Genomic DNA, 14,330 nt, shown 5'->3' with positions numbered 1-14,330 from the left:
GCTGTCCGATCAGCGGAAGAACTGGCCGCGTACCGCCCCGTCGCGGAAGTCCTCGGTGTGCAGACTGGCGTAGAACGCCTCGGGGTTCGAGGTGAGCTGCTGGATCAGCTCGGCGCGCGGCACCGGGACCGTGCCCGACACGGCGAAGATGTTCGGGGGCATCGGGGTGCCGAGGAGCGAGAGCGCCATCGGGCCGTTTCTGCCGAGCGCGCCCCTGTGGAGGTGGACCGAGAGCGGGGGCGTGATGTTGACCCAGGTCAGGGAGTAGCCGATGGATCCGCTGCCGGGCCGGAGGAAGACGACGGCGTGACCGTCGGGGTCGGCCACGGCGCGCGCCCCGGCGGCCGGGACCTCCTGTCCGCCGTCGGCCTGGGCGCGCGGCTCGCCGCCCCGGATGACGCCGAGCGGGTTGATCTCCCGGTCGTACGGTTCGAGCTGGGCCCGGACCGCGCCGCCGGGGAACTCGTCGGTGTGGAGGCTGACGTAGTGGCCGCCGGGGTCGGTGCGCAGCAGTTCGGCGAGGTCGGCGTCGGTGACGGTGGTCTGTCCCGCCGCGGAGTGGACGCCTTCGGGCATCGCCTTGGTGAACAGCCCGGCGACGAGGTCGCCGTTGGCGCCCGCCTCGCCCCGGTGGATCCGGGCGAGGGTCGGGTTGGAGAGCCCGCTCCAGGTGAGGGAGAAGGTGATCCGGTCGCCCTTGACCTCGGCCTTGACGACGGCGCGGCCGTCGCGGTCGCCGCGGTCGCCGCCGGCCGGGCCGCCCCCGACCGGTACGTGCCCGGAGCCGTCGAGCCGGGCGATCAGGGATACGGGGGTCTCGCCCGGGAGGTTCTGGAGGGCGCTCGCCCCGCCCCCCGGCGCCGCCGGCGGGGCGGGCGTGGTCCGGTCCGAGCCCGCCGGGCTGGGGATGCCGTGGACCGGCCGCGCGCCGCCCCCGCCGCCGGCCACCGGGGCGGGATCGGTGCAGGCCGCCGCCCCGACGGCGAGTGAGACGGCGGCAGTGGCGGCCGAGAGGAGTCTGCGCATCGTGGGCGTCCTTTCGCGGACGGGTGCGGGGCGGGTACGGGGGCGGGGTGCGGGTGCGGGCCGGACCGTCGGGTAGGAGGTAGGGGGCTGGGGCGCGGAGCGGGAGTGGGAGCGGGGGCGGGAGTGAAAGCCGGCGCAACCGGTCCACGTACGAAAGGGCCGGACGGTTCACCGCCCGGCCCCTTCAAAAAGGAGGACCTCACCCTTCAGGTCCTGAGGGGTGTGGCCACATAGGTTTTGCCCGCCTCGTTCTCCACCACGATCGAGGCGACGTCCTCCCGGGGGACGGCGGCGGAGCCGTCGAGATTGGCCCCCTTCTCCGCGCTGCCGACCAGCCAGCTCCCGGCCACTTCACGGGTGCCGTCCCTGCTCACCACCACGATTCTGCACCGCTCCCCCGCCGGGATCCCGCTGACGGAGACATTGAGCCGCACCCACTCGGCGGCCGGGGTCATCCGTACCGCCATCCTGGCCCCGGTGCCCCGGTCCCGGGCGGAGGCGACCACGACCCCGGTGGGGGCCGGAGCGGCCGGCGCGGACGAGACGGCGGACGGGCGGGCGGCCGGTGGCGTACGGTCCTCACCGGTCGAGCGGCCGAGGACGAATCCGCCGCCGAGGACGGCCGCCGCCGCGACGACCGCGGCGGCGGTCAGGAGGGAGCCCCGCAGACGCTCGGCCGTGCCGCGCTCCTCGCGGGCCTGCCGCAGGGTCCGCCGGAGCAGCAGTTCGCCGTCCTGGGGGGGACCGTCGAGAAAGGCCTCGGGCGGGACCTCGCCGAGGGCCGTCTCCCATTCCCTGAGCACGGAGACCTCTTCGCGGCAGATCTCGCAGGATTTGACGTGCTCTTCGACGGCCTGTGCCTCCCGTTCGTCCAGAGCGCCGAGCACATAAGCGCCCAGCATTTCATTGTCGTGCTGCCGGGTGCTCATGCCGCCGCCTCCTTCACCATGACGAGCTTCGCCGTTCCGGGCTTCTCCGTGTACAGCTCTCTCAGGGACTTCAGCGCGTAGTGGGAACGGGACTTGACGGTCCCGGCCGGTATTCCGAGGGTGGTGGCGGCTTCGGCGACGGTGTGTCCGCGGAAGTAGATTTCCAGCAGCACCTCCCGGTGGTCGGGCGAGAGCCGGTCGAGGGCCTCCATCACCATCATCGAGTCGACCACGGCCTCGGCGTGGTCCGCCTCCACCGGCCCGTTGGTGGGCGACGGGGCGACCTCGGGCGGACGGGCGGCGCGGGCGCGGAAGCGGTCGGTGACGATGTTGCGGGCCACCGTGAGGAGCCAGCCCCGTACCGATCCCTTGCCGTTGACCAGCGCGTCGGGGTGTTTCCAGGCCCGGATCAGAGTCTCCTGCACCACGTCCTCGGCGGCGCTGCGGTCTCCGGTGAGCCGCTGCGCGTAGGCGAGGAGGGCTCTGCCGTGTTCCTCGTAGAGGGCCCGTATCAGCACTTCGTCACTCGCCTTCTGACGAGTGCGGGACCATAGTGCCGCCATCCACTCACTCCGTCCTCTGCTTGGCCATGCGCTCAACACGGCCCTGGTGCGGGGTCGGTTCAACGGCGGGGCGAAGGCTTCAGGAGTCGGTGCCGCAGCGGCGGCCCTCGTTCAGACACGCGGTCAGCCGGGCCTGCTGTCGTTCCGTCATCACGTTGATGAACATCGCGTGGTCGGTCTTGGGGTGACGCTTCTGCGCGGGGAAGGAGTCGAGCGCGAAGGGCACGGAGCGCGGCAGCTCGTAGCCGAGGACGATCCTCAGCCGGGGCACCGGGAAGGTGGCGGCCGGGCAGCCGCCGCCCGCCCCGGGGAAGGCCACATGCGCCCGGTGTCCTTCGCTGTCGGTGTGCAGTCCGTTCCAGCAGCTGGGGAAGTCGAGCGTACGGGTGGGCCCGTGGCCGGCCGGGCAGACCGGGTACTTCACGGTGAAGCGGCCGGGGTGGCCCGCGCATCCCCACTGGGCGCGTACGCGCGCGTCGCCGCCGGTCGCCGCCACCGGGTCGCCGGTGACCATCCGCAGGAAGCGCGGCATGGGGATCACCCGGCTCACCGGGCTGCCGTGGTACTCCAGCCGTACCGAGGAGGGGGTGAGGATCTCGCCCGTGTTGCCGTGCGCACCGCCGCCGTGGGCATCGCCGTCGGTCCCGGCGCGGTCCAGCCTTCGCAGCACCGGCCAGAAGTAGGTGGAGAGGTCGCCGTTCGCGCACGTGGTGCCTGCGGCGGCCAGACTCCGGTCGGTGGAGCGGGCGTTGGTCGAGGTGTTGCCGACATAGTCGTGGGTGTGGTGTGCGCCGCCGACGATTCCCGGCGAGGTCACCACATTGTCCGTGTTGTACTGCCGTCTCTCATTGCGCCCGCATTCCTCGGTGAAGACACCGGTGGAGGCGTCGGGGCCCGGCGGGGGATCCGAGGCGAGCGAAAAGTCGGCCAATTCGGCATATTCCCCGGCCGCTGCCGAAGAGCCGGGTGAAGAGCCCGGCGAAGAACCGCTCTCCGTCGCGGTCAGGGCGACGACAACCCCGATGACCAGAGTAAGACACAAGGTCAATAAGAGCGGCGGGGTCTGCATCAGTGCGGCTCCCTGACGGCGCGGATTTTTCACCACGGGGTCAGAATCCCAGCACGGACCCGCATCTTCAATATCAACGCGTTGAACCGTTCCCGCCCTCCTTCCGTGTGCGGGGGGCGGGAAGAGCAATGGATCTTATAGCGGCCGGGGCGACCGCCGGCCGCTATGGGAAATTCGCGCGGGAGAAGGGGACGGCGGCCGTTCGCGGTTCACCCGCTACTGTGCCGCCGGTCAGCCCCGCCGCAGGTTCGCGAGGGTGGTGTCCAGATCGGCCCGGCCGGGGCGGTTGTGGGGCAGCTTCCCGAGGAGGGCGGCCATCGCGCAGGTGTTGGAGAGGGCGGAGAAGACGAGTCCCGCCGCGATGCCCGCCGAGAGCAGCTGGAAGGCGGGGTGCACGAGCAGGGCGAGGAGCAGACCGAGGAGTACGAGGGAGCCCGCGGTGAAACGGACCTGACGGTCCATCGCCCAGACGGTCCGGCCCGTGGTCGCGGGCCGGTGGATCTCGCCTCCGGCGGCGGCCCAGGCCGTGGTCCCGCCGTCCAGGGTCGCGGCGGTCACACCGTCGCGGGCCAGCAGGGCGCAGGCGTTGAGCGAGCGCGCCCCGGAGGCGCAGACCATGAGGAGTTCGCCCCGGCCGGCGGCTTCGCGCAGGGCGGGCAGGGCGCGGCCGAGGGCGTCGAGGGGGATGTTGTGGGCGGTGGGCAGGTGTCCCGAGGCGTACTCGCCGGGGGTGCGCACATCGATGACGGTCAGGGTGTGCAGACGCTCGCGGGCGGTGTCGGTGGTGAGGGCGGTGGTGCTCATGGCTGGTTCCTTTTCGGGGTGGTGACTAGGAGGTTCGGAGGAGGACGTCGAGGAGCATGAAGGCGGCCACGGCGAGCAGGACGTACGCGAACACGCGCCGCAGCCGGTCGCCGGAGAGCCGGGCGGCGAGGCGCTTGCCGTCCCACGCGCCGAGGATCGCGGCCCCGGTGAAGGGGGCGACGACGGCCCAGTCGAGGCCGTCGGCGGTGCCCGCGCGGGTGGTGAGCGCGGCGGTGGAGGTGATGGCGATGACCAGCAGGCTGGTGCCGACGGCGGCCTTCATCCGCAGCCCGACCACGCTCACCAGCGCCGGCACGGCGAGAAAGCCGCCGCCCACGCCGAGTACGCCGGTGACCGCGCCGAGACCGGCCCCCGCACCCAGGGCACGGGCCGGCCGCACGGGAGGGCTCTCACGGCCCTCGTCCGGATGGCCGCCGGGCGCGGACGGCCGGAGCATGCGCCAGGCCGCGAGGGCGGCGATCACGGCGAAGGCCGCGGTCAGGACGGGGCCGGGGACCCGGCCCGCCGCGTACCCGCCGAGCGCGGCGGGGCCGATGCCCGCGCCCGCGAAGAGCAGCCCGGCCCGCCAGCGGACCTCGCCGTCCCTGGCACGGGCGACCAGCGAGACGAGCGAGGTCACGGCGACGATGATCAGACCGGCGGTGGTGGCGGCGGCCGGGCTGAAGCCGAGCAGATAGATCAGCGCGGGGACGGCCAGCACACCGCCGCCCCCGCCCAGCCCGCCGAGGGCGAGACCGACCACGGCCCCGGCCGCCAGGGCGAGGACGGTCATATGGCGTCCGCGGCGGTTCGGACGACGGTCAGACCCGCGTCGACGGCGCGGTCGAAGCCGTCGTCCACGGCGACCACGTCCCGGCCGGCCGCGTCCAGCAGCGAGGCCGCGATCCCGGCCCGCATGCCGCCCGCGCAGTGCACCCAGACGGTCCCGGCGGGCACCTCGTCGATCCGCCGGTGCAGCGCGTGCACCGGGATGTGGACCGATCCCCCGACATGTCCGCCCGCCCGCTCGGAGTCCCGGCGCACATCCAGGACCACCGGCCGCTCCCCCGCCCCGCGCAGCTCCTCGGCCAGCTCGGCGAAGCCCGCCCGGCGGAACGAGACCGGGGCCTCGCCGGGGCGCACCCAGTCCGCCGGGCCGCCGGTCGCGGCGGCGGCGGGCCGGTCGATGCCGACCCGTACCAGCTCGCGCTGCGCCTCGGCGAGCTGCCGCGGGGAGTCGGCGAGCAGCGTGACGGGCTTCCCCCACGGGATCATCCACGCCAGATACGTGGCGATCTTGCCGTCGGCCTCGAAGTTGAACGATCCCGCGACATGCCCCTCGGCGAACGCGACCCGGTTCCGCAGATCCACGACCCACTCCCCGGCCGCGAGCCGCGCCGCGATCTCCTCCGCGTCGGCGCGTGCCGGCGCGGTCAGATCGACCGGGGCGGGGCCCGCCGCGTTGGCCGGGCCCATGTGCGCGTAATAGGCGGGTACGTCCTCCAGCCCGGCCAGCAGTCCGGCGACGAAGGTGTCGACGTCCTGGGCCAGCGCCGCGTTGAACGTCTTCTCCCGTCCGATGGTGCTCGCGTCGCCCCCCGCCTGACCCGAGGAGCAGAAGCTCCCGAAGCCGTGCGTGGGCAGCACCGAGGCGCTGTCGGGCAGCTCCTCGGCCAGCCGCCGCGCCGAGGCGTGCTGCGCGCGCGCCAGCCGCTCGGTCAGCCGGGGCTCGACCAGATCGGGCCGGCCCACCCCGCCGATCAGCAGCGAACCGCCCGTGAACGCCGCGACCGGGGAGCCGTCCTCCTGGAGGACGTACGCGGTGTGATGCGGGGTGTGGCCCGGGGTGGCCAGGGCCCGCACCGTCACTCCCTCGTCGACGTCGATCACATCTCCGTCGCGGACCGGCACCCGGGCGAAGGAGACCTGCGCGGCGGCCGGCACCAGATAGGCGGCCCCGGTCAGCCTCGCCAGCTCCAGCCCACCGGTCACATAGTCGTTGTGGATGTGGGTCTCCACGACATGCGTGATCCGCACTCCCCGGCGGGCCGCCGCCGCGATCACCTGATCGATGTCGCGCGGCGGGTCCACCGCGACCGCCGTACTGAGGCCTCCGGCCAGGTAGTGCCGGTTGCCCAGCCCTTCGATCTCGATGGTGTCGACGAAGAACACGTGCCGCTCACTTCCTCACAGATTACCCCCCGGGGTATTAATTCGACCGTAACAGATTACCCCCCGGGGTATGCTGGAGACCCCGCACCGAGGAGCCCGCCCCATGGACACCGCCGCCATGACCCCCGACGAGGAAGCCGCCGCCCGCGCCGTCCTCAACCGCCTGCGCCGCGCCCAGGGCCAGCTGACCGCCGTCATCTCCATGGTCGAAGAGGGCCGCGACTGCCGCGACATCGTCACCCAGCTCGCCGCCGTCAGCCGCGCCCTGGACCGCGCCGGCTTCAAGATCATCGCCACCCGTATGCGCGAATGCATGACCACCCGCGAAGAGGGCGGCGAGCCCAAGATCAACGAGGAAGAGCTGGAGAAGATCTTCCTCACCCTGGCCTGACCGAGGCCGGGGCGACCGGGCCGGGCCGGGGTCGCCGGGGCCGGGCGGGATCCTCTGCTTGGAGCAGCCCGGGAAGCGCGTCCTCCGCCTCCGGTCGACCCTGCTCCCATGAGCCACCCCAGAGCGACCACGGAAGCCCCGGACGGCGACGGCCCGTGCGAGGTCCGCTTCAGGCGGGCCGTCACCGCGCTCATGATCGCGGGCCTGCTGGGCTCGATGATCCTGCTCATCGTCATCGGCAGCGCGGACGCCTTCGCGGCCCTGACCTTCGCCGGGCGGGTCACCGGATTCCTCTTCGTCGCCTCGGGCCTGGTCCAGGGGGCGGCGGCGGCCGCCGCCTTCGACTACTGGGGAAAGCGCCGCTGGAGGCACTCCGGCGCGGTGACGCTGATCGGTGCGCTCATCGCGCTGTTCACGAGCGGGCTCCTGGTCCTCCTGTGGTTCCAGGAGAGGGAGTACACGCCTTACGCGCTGGCCTACTTCCCGCTGCTCTGCTGGTCGCTGTGGGCGCTCCGGCTCCTGGGCGGGGAGAGGGCGTGGCGGGGGATCCCGCACCCCAAGGGGTTCGCGGCGGGGGTGACGGCCACGGCGCTGCTGGCCAGTACGAACCTGGCGTACTCCGCCGTTTACCAGCCCTACTCCCTGCCCGTCCAGTTCGCCGTTGACATCACATTCGGCAATCCGGTGATGGACCCCGGAAGGAAGATCGTCAACCTCCCGGTGACCATCCGCACAGAGAATACCGGGAAGGTCGCTTCCTATATCCTCAACAGTTCCTACCAGGTCATGGGGCGGTCGGCCGCATTCGAGGAGAAATCTCGGGATCTGACGGGCTGGAAAACCGATGTGAAACGCAGGTTCGACGCCGAGCGTTACGTCGGACCCGCCAGGGAGGAGATCATCAACACCGGCCCGGTGATCCGTGCCGGCACCTGGCTGGAGACCGGAGACGTGCAGGTCGAGCAGAGAGTCGCGCAAATCCCGGCGAATGCCGGATACGACCTGGTGCGGGCCACCACCGTGATCGCCCTGCTGCGGAAGGACCGCGGGAAGATCGGCCCCGAGTTCGAGATTCCCCGGCACTCCTGGGATCCGGATCAGGCGCGGTTCTTTGCATGTCCGCCCGAATGCGAGGACCAGGTCCTGCACAGCGGCAGAGTGGTGCACAACAACAATATCGTCAACGTGACGAGGGAGCCCCGCCATGTGTATTCACGATGGACGACGGGGAAGGACTCCACTCACGTCCGGCTGACCATCTCCCCCGCGAAATCAAAGGGAAAAGCGTCGGCCGACGACGAATCCTACGACCAGTACGGAGTCTTCTGGGTGGGGTCGGGGGTGGCCACCGTGCCCTTCGCCGCGCTGACGGACCCCGCCCCCGAATGAACCCCCTCACCCCACCCCGCCGAGCAGCAGTTCCGCCGCCACCGTCGTCCCGTCCGTACGGACCGTGCCCGCGACAGCGGTCGCCCGTGCGAGGGTCTCGGGCAGCAGGGCCGCGTCGAGGGCGGCGGAGAGGGACTGGAAGGTCGGGGTCGGACCGGGGTGGGCCGCGCCGATGCCGAGGGTGGTGACGCGGGTGGCCCAGTAGGGCTGGTCGACGGCCTGGGGGACGACGACTTGGGGGGTGCCGGCGCGGGCGGCCGTGGTGGTGGTGCCCGCGCCGCCGTGGTGGACGACGGCGGCGACGCGGGGGAAGAGGGCCTGGTGGTTGGCCTCGCCGACGGCGAAGCAGTCGGCCTGGCCGTCGATCGGGGAGAGGTCGGCCCAGCCGTGGGAGAGGAGTACGCGGCGGCCCTGGGCGCGGACGGCGTCGATGGCCACCCGCGCGGCGTCCGAGGAGGTGTGCATGGGCATGCTGCCGAAGCCGACGTAGACCGGCGGTTCCCCGGCCTCCAGGAAGGACAGCAGCCCGGCGTCGAGCGGGCGTTCGTCCGGCTGGATCCACGCACCGGTCTGGACGGGATCGAGGTCGGCGGGGGTCAGCCACGGGTCCAGGACCGGGTCCGTCGCGAGCCAGGGGCGGTCGCCGACGACATAGTCGCGCACGTCCGCCACCGGCGGCAGCCCGATCGACGCGCGGCCGGCGTTCAGAGCCTCGCCGAAGAGCGCGTTGACGCTCTCCGCGTCCAGCTCCCACAGCTTCCGGCTGTCGGTCACCCCCGGCGGGAAGGGACGGCCCGGATACGCCAGCGGCGCATGGTGCGGCGAGGGGAGCGTGAGCTGCTGAAAGGTCACCGACACGGCGGGGACGCCCAGCTTCTCCGCCACCGACAGCGCCCCCGCCATCGCAGGCATCGCACCGGTCGCCACCAGCACGTCGCACCCCTCGCCCGCCTCCCTCAACGGGTCCAGCTGACCGGCGATCAACTCGGCCGCGCTCCTGGGCAGATCCCCCGGCGCGTGCACGGCCTTCGTCAGCGCCCGCGCCGACCGATGAACCGGCGTCATCGGCACCCCGACCCCGGCCAGCCTCCGCGCGAAGTCCTCGTCCGGCGGCGCGCACACCCGCACCTCGGCACCGAACTCCCGCAGCCGGACGGCGAGTCCCACCAGCGGCTCGACATCGCCGCGCGATCCGTAAGTGGACAGTAAAACGCGCATTCGTCACTCCTGAATCCTGGTTTCCACGGATTCCGAACCGCTCGGATTTCCGGCTCAGGCCGACGATTCTGCGGGACGAACGGGGCCTTGCCGCAAGCCCCCCACTGCGCTATAACTTGAGAGTGGCAAGGAGAGGATTCCCTCCTTGCCTTTTGTTTTTGCCCCGGGCCCCCGGTTCCCCGGGCCCCGCCGCCCGGTCAGCGATTCCCTTCCGCCGCCTCCGGCGCCCTGCCCGGCCGGACAGTGGCCACGATTGGCCACATGAGGCTGTACACAAGGACCTTGGTCAGCGGGTTGAGCCAGACCAGCAGCGGGGCGCCTTCGTCGAGGGTGCCGACCAGCACCACCAGGCCGAAGATCATGCCGACGCTGATCGCATAAGCCAGCAGAAACCTGAGCCAGGACTTCCAGGCGTCCGCGACGGCCGCACGGCCGTACAGCTCGGGACGGGGCTCGGCGACGGCCCCGCCGAAGCGGCGGGCGAACTTCGCGTCGGCCCAGCGGACGACGCCGTGCCCGTAGACCACGGTCATACCGAGGTAGGCCGCCGGCAAGGAAGACCCAGAAGAGCACGTCGCAGGCGAGAATCAAGGAGAAGATGACACGGCCCCCGTACATAAGGCGATTCGGTCTCCATTGTCCCGGGCGGCCCCGGTCCGGCTCCGGATTCGGCCTCCGGATTCGGCCTCCTGACCGGGTCGGCCCGCGCGAGTCGCCCTCCCGGACGGAGATCCGCGTCACGATCTCCGCGAATCGGCGGCCGTCGGAAACACCCGCTCTCACGCGGCGCAGACGATGTCCCGGGCCGGCAATTCACCGTGCAGCAGATAGGCGTTGACGGCCCGCCGGGCGCATTCGCCGGGGTGGTGGAGGTAGATCGCGTGCGCCCTGGCGGACACGGTCACCAGCTTTGAGGCGCGCATGGCCCGGTGCATTCCGAGCCCTGAGGCATAGGCCGTGCGGGTGTCCCCGGTCGCCTGGAGCTGGAGTGCCGGGATCGTGTTGTCGATGAGGGTCGGGGATTCGCGCGGCATGTCCTTCCAGAACGCGCAGGGCAGTGGCGCGTGGGTCAGCGGGCCGAAGACCGGCTGGGAGCGGCGGCTGCGTTCCACCGCCCGCCAGTAGTGCTCGGGATCGCGGGGCATGGCGGCGTCGGCGCAGAAGATTCCCAGCTGGGCCGCGTAGTCCGCCGTCCGGGCGGTTCCGGCTCCGGTGAGGAGCAGGTCCAGGACCCCGGCCAGCCGGCCGGGCACGGTGACCGGTTTCCCGTCGGCGGCGTCCCGCAGGAGCCGGAGCAGGGTGGCGAACTCCGGGTTCAGGGTGTCGTCGCCGACCGCGACCAGAAGCAGCAGGGGCAGCTCGTGGTCGGTGAGCCGGTGTCCGCCGAGAGTGATCGGCTCCCGCGCCGCCCGGTCGATCGTCGCGTGGACCCCGGCGCGGACGGCCGTGGGCGTGGAGCCGAGTCCGTACTCCCGGTGCCTCGGCGCGGCCCAGGCCGCGAAGTCGTCGAGGGCGCGCTCGTTGGCGGGGCCCGAGCGGCGCACCGTCACCAGCGGGTACTCGGCGGGGTCGGGGGCGCTGTCGAGGACCAGCCGGTCGACCCGGTGCGGGAACAGCTGGGCGTAGACGGAGCCCAGCACCGTCCCGTACGACTGTCCGAACCACGAGGTTCTCCGCTCGCCCAGCGCGCCGCGGACGATGTCCACGTCCCGGGCGATGTTCCGCGTCGACAGATGCGGCAGCAGGTCGGGGCGCTTCTCCCAGCACGCGCGCGCGTCCTCGCGGGAGCGCCGCACGCTCTCCTCGAACCCCGGCCGGTCCGCCCCCGGCGCGTACAGCAGCCAACTGCTCCGCGTCAGACCGCAGTCGAGAGGGCTGCTCTCGCCGATGCCCCGCGCGTCCATGCCGATGATGTCGTACGCGGACGCCACCTCCGCGGGCATCGTCCTCTGCAACTCCCCCGGCATCCCCAGCCCCCGTTCCCCGGGCCCGCCCGGATTGGTCTGGAGGATCCCGCGCCGCTTCGAGGGGTCCGTCGACGCGATGCGCGAGACGGCGATCCCGATGGTCCGCCCCGCCGGCTCGCCGTAGTCGAGCGGGACGGTGATCCGGGCGCACTCCGTCCCGCTCGCGGCGAGAGCGGCGTCCGCGCACACGGCCCATTCGACGGACTGGTTCCGGAAGCGGTCCAGCCCGTCCCGGCCGTCGACTCCCCCGCCCGGCGCGGGGCCGAGGGCGGCGAGCGAGAGAGCGAGCGCGCCGAGGGTCGCGATTCTCTTCATGATTCGGGACGTTAGCGGGCCCGAGCGGGCCCACGGCGAAGGATGTCCGCCGCCCGGCGACGTGTCGTGGCAGGCCGTCGCGGGAGTGGACGCGGGCCGAGGGCCTCAGCTCAGCGTCTGCACCGCGTAGAGAGCGCCGATCGCGGCGGCGAGGGTCCCGAGGAGAAGACGGAGCGCGGTTTCGGGGAGGTGAGGCTGAAGGCGGGCCCCCAGATAGCCGCCGAGAAGGCCGCCGAGGCCGCAGGAGAGGCCGAGGTACCAGTCGGGGGCGATGTCCGTGCCGCCGGTGAGGGAGAGGAGGGCGAAGGTGGCCGCGCCGAGGAGGGAGGTGGCGAAGGTGGCCGCGAGGGCGGCGGGGGCGACGCGGGAGACCGGCATGCCCCGGCCGACGAGGAGGGGGCCGAGGAGGGAGCCGCCGCCGATGCCGTAGATGCCGCCGACGATTCCCACGGCGACGGCGAGAACGGTGACGGTACGGGCGGGAGGCTCGGCGGCACCCGTGGCATCGGCGGCGGGCCGGTCGCGTACCGGCCGCAGGGTGCGGGCGCACAGCCACAGGCCGAGCGGGAGCAGGAGGCCGGCGATGAGGAGCCGGAAGACGGTGGGGCCGGGCAGGGCGAAGACCCGGATCACCGCGCCGATGACCACGCCCGGGAGGGTGCCCAGGACGAGCCGCCGGGTGAGGGGGCCGCGCAGGGCCCCGGTGCGCCGGTGCCGCCACAGCGCGCCGGGCCCGGCGACGACGTTGAAGAGAAGGTTGGTGGGGGTGACCGCCGGGTTGGGCACGGCGAACACGCTGAGCTGGACGGGCAGCAGGAACACCGCCCCCGAGACCCCGACCGGCGCGGTCACGACCGCTATCGACAGGCCCGCGAGCAGCCCGCCCAGCCCCAGCCACCAGTCCACCCGCTGCCCCCGCCCCGGAATCGTCGGGTCAGTATCGGCCCGAACAGCGGGGGAACGGCCGCTCGGCAACACGGTGTTCACGAACGGGGCCATCGTCGGGGCCCTCGCCGGGGCCCGTAAACTCGCGGCGTGGCATTTCTGAGCACCCCGCACTACTGCTTCCTCTGACCGGAAGGGACTGAGGGCGATGCCGACCGGCATCGCCCTCCTCGTCATGCCCGCGCAACGCGGGCAGCATCCCCCCCTTCCCCTCACCGTCGCCGGAGTGCCTTGTGCCCGTGTCGCTTCCCCCTGCCCTCGAACAGTTCCTCGACTTCCTGCGCTGCCCGCTGTGCCGCTCGCGCCTCCACCCGGACAGCGGCGCGTCGCTGCGCTGCCCGGCGGGCCACACCTTCGACCTGGCCCGCCACGGGTACGCCGCTCTCCTGACCGGTGCCCGCGCCACCAGCGGCGACGACGCGGCCATGGTGCGGGCCCGGGACCGGTTCCTGGCCACCGGCAGATATCTCCCCATCCGCCGGGCCGTGGCCCGACTGGCGGTCGCTGGTTCCGGTACGGGCTCCGGAACCGGCTCCGGAACCGGCGTACAGCGGACGGTCGTCGACGTCGGATGCGGTACGGGCTACTACCTGGCCGGTGTGCTCGACCGCCTCCCCGACGCCCGTGGCCTGGGGCTGGACACCTCGGTACGGGCGCTGCGCGCCGCCGCCCGGTCGCATGAACGGGCCGCCGCCGCGAGCTGGGACGTCTTCCGCCCCTTCCCCCTGGCCGACGGGACGGCCGATGTCGTGCTGAACGTGTTCGCCCCGCGCAACCCGTCCGAGTTCCACCGGATACTGCGTCCGGCCGGCGCGCTGATCGTCGTACGCCCGACCGGACGGCACCTGGCCGAACTGCGCGGCCGGGTACGGGCGATGGTCGCCGTCGACCCGGCCAAGGAACAGCGTCTGCACCGGGCGCTCGACCCGTACTTCGAGGCCGTCGCGACCGAGCGGGTCGAGTACCGCATGTCCTCCCTGACCGGGCTGGAGACCCCGGACCTGGTGGGGATGACGCCGAGCGCGCGCCACATGACGGACGCCGAGGGCGATGACGAGGACCGCCTGCCCGACCGGGCCACCGCCACCGTCTCCGTACTGGCCGGTGTCTACCGGCCCCGCTGACCAGGGCCGGACGGCAGCTTGGTGTCCACGACGAAGCTGATCTCGACCACCTGGCCGGGGAAGGTGAGGTCGGTGACGCCGAAGGCCGTGGCGGCCGGGCGGTGGGCACCGAAGTACGCGAGGTTGCCCTCCGCCATGGCCGCCGCGTTCTCCCGGAGGTTCACCAGGTACAGGACCTGTGAGACGACCTGGTTCCGGGTGACGCCGTAGTGGTCGAGGATCTTGTCCGTGTTGGCGTGGGTCTGCCTGAGCTGGGCGGCGAAGTCGTCCGGGTGGAGGAGTTCGCCCGCCTCGCCGAAGGAGAGCTGTCCGGAGATGTAGATCAGATCGCCGGACCTGATCGCCTGTGAGTAGCCGAAGTCGCTCTCGGCCGGCACGTTGTGGTTGAAGACGTCGACGGTGGTGGTGGTCATGGTGT

At 72.5% G+C, this 14,330-nt stretch carries 15 protein-coding genes; 3 read left to right on the top strand and 12 right to left on the bottom strand.

All coding sequences use genetic code 11. From position 1 onward, the window contains the following. Window positions 1-9: 9 nt before the first annotated feature. From ABD371_RS02890 to ABD371_RS02860, 7 genes are all read right to left on the bottom strand, one after another. A complete protein-coding gene (locus ABD371_RS02890) occupies window positions 10-1,026 on the bottom strand; it encodes a CHRD domain-containing protein (RefSeq protein ID WP_344472319.1) in 1,017 nt (338 codons plus the stop codon). Window positions 1,027-1,232: 206 nt separating this feature from the next. Continuing rightward, window positions 1,233-1,955 carry an anti-sigma factor family protein gene (locus ABD371_RS02885; RefSeq protein ID WP_344472317.1) on the bottom strand — a complete coding sequence of 241 codons (723 nt, stop codon included), beginning with the start codon at window positions 1,953-1,955 and terminating at the stop codon, window positions 1,233-1,235. Continuing rightward, entirely contained in the window at window positions 1,952-2,518 is a 567-nt protein-coding gene (locus tag ABD371_RS02880; RefSeq protein ID WP_344472315.1) for a sigma-70 family RNA polymerase sigma factor, read from the bottom strand. Before ABD371_RS02880 ends, ABD371_RS02885 begins: the two co-directional genes overlap by 4 nt. Window positions 2,519-2,597: 79 nt before the next feature. Further along, entirely contained in the window at window positions 2,598-3,449 is an 852-nt protein-coding gene (locus ABD371_RS02875; protein ID WP_344472313.1) for a DUF1996 domain-containing protein, read from the bottom strand. A 369-nt stretch (window positions 3,450-3,818) separates the two neighbouring features. Then, a complete protein-coding gene (locus tag ABD371_RS02870) occupies window positions 3,819-4,391 on the bottom strand; it encodes a rhodanese-like domain-containing protein (RefSeq protein ID WP_344472311.1) in 573 nt (190 codons plus the stop codon). A 25-nt stretch (window positions 4,392-4,416) separates the two neighbouring features. Beyond that, on the bottom strand, window positions 4,417-5,184 hold the full coding sequence (locus tag ABD371_RS02865; protein WP_344472309.1) for a sulfite exporter TauE/SafE family protein: 768 nt from the start codon (window positions 5,182-5,184) through the stop codon (window positions 4,417-4,419). Next, on the bottom strand, window positions 5,181-6,563 hold the full coding sequence (locus ABD371_RS02860) for an MBL fold metallo-hydrolase (RefSeq protein ID WP_344472307.1): 1,383 nt from the start codon (window positions 6,561-6,563) through the stop codon (window positions 5,181-5,183). The genes ABD371_RS02865 and ABD371_RS02860 overlap by 4 nt, the downstream gene beginning before the upstream one ends. A gap of 103 nt (window positions 6,564-6,666) precedes the next feature. Here ABD371_RS02860 and ABD371_RS02855 point away from each other — a divergent pair, with 103 nt between their 5' ends. Next, on the top strand, window positions 6,667-6,954 hold the full coding sequence (locus ABD371_RS02855; RefSeq protein WP_425575801.1) for a metal-sensitive transcriptional regulator: 288 nt from the start codon (window positions 6,667-6,669) through the stop codon (window positions 6,952-6,954). Between the two features lie 108 nt (window positions 6,955-7,062). Beyond that, entirely contained in the window at window positions 7,063-8,343 is a 1,281-nt protein-coding gene (locus ABD371_RS02850) for a DUF308 domain-containing protein (protein WP_344472305.1), read from the top strand. A 6-nt stretch (window positions 8,344-8,349) separates the two neighbouring features. Here ABD371_RS02850 and ABD371_RS02845 read toward each other — a convergent pair whose 3' ends face one another. The 4 genes from ABD371_RS02845 to ABD371_RS02830 form a co-directional block, all read right to left on the bottom strand. Then, complete coding sequence (locus ABD371_RS02845) at window positions 8,350-9,561, bottom strand: glycosyltransferase (protein ID WP_344472303.1); 1,212 nt, start codon at window positions 9,559-9,561, stop codon at window positions 8,350-8,352. Between the two features lie 197 nt (window positions 9,562-9,758). Next, window positions 9,759-10,094: a hypothetical protein gene (locus ABD371_RS02840; RefSeq protein ID WP_344472301.1), complete on the bottom strand. Its 336-nt coding sequence runs from the start codon at window positions 10,092-10,094 to the stop codon at window positions 9,759-9,761. 246 nt (window positions 10,095-10,340) lie between these two features. Continuing rightward, the gene (locus ABD371_RS02835; protein WP_344472299.1) at window positions 10,341-11,843 is read right to left on the bottom strand and encodes an alpha/beta fold hydrolase; all 1,503 of its coding nucleotides are present in this window, start codon (window positions 11,841-11,843) and stop codon (window positions 10,341-10,343) included. 105 nt (window positions 11,844-11,948) lie between these two features. Next, complete coding sequence (locus ABD371_RS02830; RefSeq protein WP_344472298.1) at window positions 11,949-12,749, bottom strand: TSUP family transporter; 801 nt, start codon at window positions 12,747-12,749, stop codon at window positions 11,949-11,951. Window positions 12,750-13,021: 272 nt separating this feature from the next. On the opposite strand from ABD371_RS02830, the gene ABD371_RS02825 reads away from it, so the two are divergent. Continuing rightward, a complete protein-coding gene (locus ABD371_RS02825) occupies window positions 13,022-13,912 on the top strand; it encodes a putative RNA methyltransferase (protein ID WP_344472296.1) in 891 nt (296 codons plus the stop codon). On the opposite strand, the gene ABD371_RS02820 is transcribed toward ABD371_RS02825, so the two are convergent. After that, window positions 13,897-14,325: a RidA family protein gene (locus tag ABD371_RS02820; RefSeq protein WP_344472295.1), complete on the bottom strand. Its 429-nt coding sequence runs from the start codon at window positions 14,323-14,325 to the stop codon at window positions 13,897-13,899. The two genes, ABD371_RS02825 and ABD371_RS02820, sit on opposite strands and share 16 nt — an antisense overlap. Window positions 14,326-14,330 lie beyond the last annotated feature (5 nt).

The organism is Streptomyces amakusaensis (genome assembly GCF_039532665.1).
GTDB lineage: Bacteria > Actinomycetota > Actinomycetes > Streptomycetales > Streptomycetaceae > Streptomyces > Streptomyces amakusaensis.
Note: the sequence above shows the minus strand (reverse complement) of the source record. Positions and strands in the feature narration are given on the sequence as shown.

Coding starts and splice junctions, on each gene's coding strand:
- ABD371_RS02865 (WP_344472309.1), bottom strand. CDS start 5,184: ATGACCGTCCTCGCCCTGGCGGCCGGGGCCGTGGTCGGTCTCGCCCTC.
- ABD371_RS02855 (WP_425575801.1), top strand. CDS start 6,667: ATGGACACCGCCGCCATGACCCCCGACGAGGAAGCCGCCGCCCGCGCC.
- ABD371_RS02885 (WP_344472317.1), bottom strand. CDS start 1,955: ATGAGCACCCGGCAGCACGACAATGAAATGCTGGGCGCTTATGTGCTC.
- ABD371_RS02850 (WP_344472305.1), top strand. CDS start 7,063: ATGAGCCACCCCAGAGCGACCACGGAAGCCCCGGACGGCGACGGCCCG.
- ABD371_RS02880 (WP_344472315.1), bottom strand. CDS start 2,518: ATGGCGGCACTATGGTCCCGCACTCGTCAGAAGGCGAGTGACGAAGTG.
- ABD371_RS02890 (WP_344472319.1), bottom strand. CDS start 1,026: ATGCGCAGACTCCTCTCGGCCGCCACTGCCGCCGTCTCACTCGCCGTC.
- ABD371_RS02820 (WP_344472295.1), bottom strand. CDS start 14,325: ATGACCACCACCACCGTCGACGTCTTCAACCACAACGTGCCGGCCGAG.
- ABD371_RS02840 (WP_344472301.1), bottom strand. CDS start 10,094: ATGACCGTGGTCTACGGGCACGGCGTCGTCCGCTGGGCCGACGCGAAG.
- ABD371_RS02835 (WP_344472299.1), bottom strand. CDS start 11,843: ATGAAGAGAATCGCGACCCTCGGCGCGCTCGCTCTCTCGCTCGCCGCC.
- ABD371_RS02870 (WP_344472311.1), bottom strand. CDS start 4,391: ATGAGCACCACCGCCCTCACCACCGACACCGCCCGCGAGCGTCTGCAC.
- ABD371_RS02845 (WP_344472303.1), bottom strand. CDS start 9,561: ATGCGCGTTTTACTGTCCACTTACGGATCGCGCGGCGATGTCGAGCCG.